The sequence below is a fragment of the Roseisolibacter sp. H3M3-2 genome (assembly GCF_029211165.1).
Taxonomy (GTDB): Bacteria; Gemmatimonadota; Gemmatimonadetes; order Gemmatimonadales; family Gemmatimonadaceae; genus Roseisolibacter.
In genome coordinates, this window is record NZ_JARGEK010000404.1 from 1 (window position 1) to 4006 (window position 4006).

Consider the following 4006-nt stretch of genomic DNA (forward strand, 5'->3'; position numbering starts at 1 on the left):
CGGCTGCGCGAGGCGTTCGCCGCGCGCGCCGCCGCCGAGCTGCGCGCCAGCGGCGAGCAGTTCCTGCAGCTCGCCCGCGCGTCGCTCGGCGAGGCGCAGCAGCAGTCGGCGGAGGCGCTGCGCGAGCGCGAGCGCGCGGTCGACGCGCTGGTGGCGCCGATCCGCGACGCGCTGACGAAGGTCGACGGCACGCTGCAGCGCGTGAGCGTCGACCGCGCCGCCGCCGAGGCCGCGCTGCGCGAGCAGCTGGCGCACCTCACCGACGGGCAGCGCGAGCTGAGCGGGCGCACGCGCGCGCTGGTGGACGCGCTGCGCACGCCGCACGGGCGCGGGCGGTGGGGGGAGATCCAGCTCCGCCGCGTGTGCGAGATGGCCGGCATGGTCGACCACTGCGACTTCGTCGAGCAGGCGTCGGTGGACGACGGGCGGCTGCGCCCCGACCTGCTGGTCCGCCTCCCCGGCGGCAAGCTCGTGGTGGTGGACGCGAAGGCGCCGCTCGACGCGTACCTGGCGGCGGCCGAGGCGCCCGACGACGCGGCGCGCGAGCGGCACCTGCGCGACCACGCGCGGCAGGTGCGCGACCACGTGACGAAGCTCGCCGCCAAGGGCTACTGGGGGCAGTTCGCCGAGGCGCCCGAGTTCGTGGTGATGTTCCTGCCCGGGGAGAGCGTGTTCGGCGCCGCGCTGCAGCACGACCCGTCGCTCATCGAGCACGGGGTGGGGCAGCGCGTGCTGGCGGCGAGCCCGACGACGCTGATCGCGCTGCTGCGCGCGGTCGCGTACGGGTGGCAGCAGGAGCGCGTGGCGCGCAACGCCGAGGCGATCAGCGCGCTGGGGCGCGAGCTGCACGAGCGGGTGCGCACGTTCGCGGCGCACTTCGGCGAGCTGCGGCGCGGGCTGGAGCGCGCGTCCGACGCGTACAACGCCGCGGTCGGCTCGCTGGAGCGCATGGTGCTCCCGCAGACGCGGCGGTTCCGCGACCTGGGCGCGACGTCGGCGGCCGAGATTCCCGAGCCGGCGCCGGTCGCGCGGGTGCTGCGGACGCCGTCGCCCGATGACGGCGACGCGATGCCGGCGGCGACGCTGCTGTCGTAGGGTCCGCGCGGCGAACGCGAGCGTGTCGCGTGACGCGCGTCACGCGATGCGATGCGCGAGCGCATCGGGGCGTGCGAATTGCCTGACGGTCCCCTGCCACGCCGTCCGTTGCGTGGGATGGTCGTCGGGGGCCCGGGCATCACCCCCAGCGCGCGCGGGCGCGCCGACGAGCCTTCCACCGGCGCGACGGGAATCGCCCCGGCGCCGTGGCGGCCCCGATGTCCGGGGCTGGTTGGCGCCGGCCGCATCTGGGGAGGAGTCATGCAGGGATTGCGTAAGGGACTGCGGAGCGGCGCGCTGCTCGCCGCACTCGCAGCGGCCGCGCCGGCCTCGGCGCAGACGGTCGTGAACGACGGCCTCTATCTGTTCTCGCCGACGCCGACGGGTCAGACGGGTGGTGGGCTGGGGAACCAGGTCACGATCCTGACGCTGCTGAACCAGGGGCAGCAGACGACCACGCAGGGGTGCGTCACGCCGGGCGGGATCGGCACGCAGGCGACGTGCGGCTTCGTGGACGACGACGTCCAGCAGGGGCAGTCGCAGACGCAGTTCATCGCCGGGCTGACGGGCGAGACGGTGCGTCTCGGCTTCAACGCGACCGAGCCCAACAACGAGCTGGCCACGAACCTCGAGGCGCTGCAGCTCACGCTCTACAGCAACAACACGGCGCTGGCCCGCTTCAACCTGGCGAGCCCGGCGACGCTGACGAACACGCTGAACGGGATCGGCAACTTCGGCTTCCAGTTCGCGCTGACGGAGCAGGCGATCTCGGTCTTCAACTCGTTCCTCGGGCAGTCGAACCTGTCGCTGGGCGTCGGCGCGCGCGTGTCGGGCGTCGCCGGCGGGCCGGAGACGTTCAACCTGGCGGCCGGCACCCCGCAGAACGGCGGCGGCGGCGCGGGCTCCGTGGTCCCCGAGCCCTCGACCTACGTCCTAATGGGCACCGGGCTCCTCGGCCTCGCCGGGTTCGCCCGGCGTCGTACGCGCAAGTCCTGATCGCGTAACGACCTGCGACGCCCCCGGGGCCTTCGGGTCCCGGGGGCGTCGTGCGTCCGGCAAACACCCGGCGCGACCGTCGGTCCCGGGCGTTAGCTTGGGCGTCCGATGTTGACTCTCCACCGCAGCGCCCGCCTCGACCGGCTCGCCGACGCGCTGGCCGAGGTGCTCCGCACCCCGCCGGACGACCCGCTGGCGCCCGAGTGGGTGGTGGTGGGCTCGCGCCCGCTGGAGCGGTGGCTGCACGCTCGCATGGCCGAGCGGCTCGGCGTGTGCGCGCAGGTGCGGTTCCTGTCCCCGTCCTCGCTGGCCGAGGCGGTGGTGGAGCACACGCTGGGCGTGTCGCGCGACGCGGTGCGCGCGTGGGGCGCCGAGCGGCTGACGTGGCGCGTGCTCGGCGCGCTGCCGGCGCTGCTGCCGCACGACGCCTTCGCGCCGGTGCGCGCCTACCTGCGCCGCGACGCCGAGGCGGCCGACGGCGCGCCGGCCGACGTCGTGGACGCGCGCGCCTGGTCGTTCGCGCGCCGCGTGGCGGAGGGCTTCGCGCGCTACGCGGCGGCCGACTGGGAGCGCGTCCGCGCCTGGGACGCCGGCGCCGACGAGGGCGACGCGCGCGACGCCTGGCAGCCGATCCTGTGGCGCGCCCTCTCGCGCGGCGACGACGGCGCGCCGACGCACCTCGCGGCGCTGGTCGCGCGCGCGGAGCGCGCGCTGCGCGACGGATCCCGCCCGGCGCCGATCCCCGCACGCCTGTCGTGGGTCGCGCTCCCCGGCGCCGCGCCGCTGCACGCGCGCGTCGTCGCGACGCTGGCGGCCGTGGGCGTCGAGGTGCACGCGCTGCTGCCGCTCCCGCCGCGTCCCGGCGACGCCGCCGCGCCGCTGCGCCGCTCGCTGGGCCGCGCCGGCGACCGGCTGGACGACGTGCTCGACGCCGCGTGCCGCGCCGGGGGCGTGGCCCCCGCGCCGGCGCCGGCCGACGACCCGGTTCCGGCGGCGCCGACCGCGCTCGACGTGCTGCGCCACGCGCTGCTCGGTGGTACCGCGGGCGCGCCGGCCGCGCTCCGCGACGACGACGACTCGTGGCGCGTGCACGCCTGCCACGGGCCGGTCCGGCAGGCCGAGGTGCTGCGCGACGCGCTGCTCGCGCTGCTCGACGCCGACCCGACGCTGCGCCCGCGCGACGTGCTGGTGCTCACGCCCGACCCGACGCTCGCCGCGCCGCTGGTGGAGGCGGCGTTCGCCGCGACGAGCGGGGCGGCCGCGCTGCCGCTGCGCGTGCTCGACCGCCCGCAGCGCCGCACGAACCCGGTGGCCGACGTCGTGCTGCGTCTTCTCGACCTCGCGAGCGGGCGCGTGGACGCCGTCGCGGTGCTCGACCTCGTGACGCTGCCGCCGGTGGCGGCGACGTTCGGGCTCGACGCGGGAACCGAGGACGTGCTGCGCCGCTGGGTGCGCGAGAGCGGCGTGCGGTGGGGGCTCGACGGCGCGGACCGCGCCGACCGCCACGGGCTGCCCGCCGACGAGGAGCACACCTGGCGCTTCGGGCTCGAGCGGCTGCTCCTCGGCTGGGGGCTCCCCGGCGACGGCGAGACGCTGTGGGGCGGCGCGCTGCCGCTCGACATGGCGGAGGGGGGCGAGGCCGAGCGGCTCGGGCGCTTCGCCGAGGCGTGCGCGCGCACCTTCGAGGCGGTGCGCGCGGTGCGCGGCCCGCTCCCGCCGGCCGCGTGGCGCGACGTGCTGCGGCACGTCGCCGACGCGCTGGTGGACGACGACGGGGCGGAGCTGGTGCTGGCCCGCCGCGCGTGGCGCGACGCGCTCGACACGCTGGCCGACGGTGGCGCGGCGTGCGCGCGGCCGAGCGACGCGCAGGCGGTGCGGCTGGCACTGGCGGCGCGCTTCGACGAGCCCGCGGGGA

General features: G+C 77.5%; 3 protein-coding genes. All 3 read left to right on the top strand.

Features of this window, described 5'->3' with window-relative positions; genetic code table 11:
- On the top strand, positions 1-1095 hold a 1095-nt coding region (locus PYV61_RS21930), incomplete at its 5' end, for a DNA recombination protein RmuC (RefSeq protein WP_275835676.1).
- A 261-nt stretch (positions 1096-1356) separates the two neighbouring features.
- Positions 1357-2091 (top strand): PEP-CTERM sorting domain-containing protein, encoded by a 735-nt coding sequence (locus tag PYV61_RS21935; protein WP_275835678.1) that lies wholly within the window; start codon positions 1357-1359, stop codon positions 2089-2091.
- A gap of 108 nt (positions 2092-2199) precedes the next feature.
- Positions 2200-4006: exodeoxyribonuclease V subunit gamma (locus PYV61_RS21940; protein WP_275835680.1), on the top strand; the 1807-nt coding region annotated here is incomplete at its 3' end.

What these genes read in the sequence shown, in the direction of transcription:
- PYV61_RS21935 (WP_275835678.1), top strand. Translation starts at nt 1,357, where the DNA reads ATGCAGGGATTGCGTAAGGGACTGCGGAGCGGCGCGCTGCTCGCCGCA.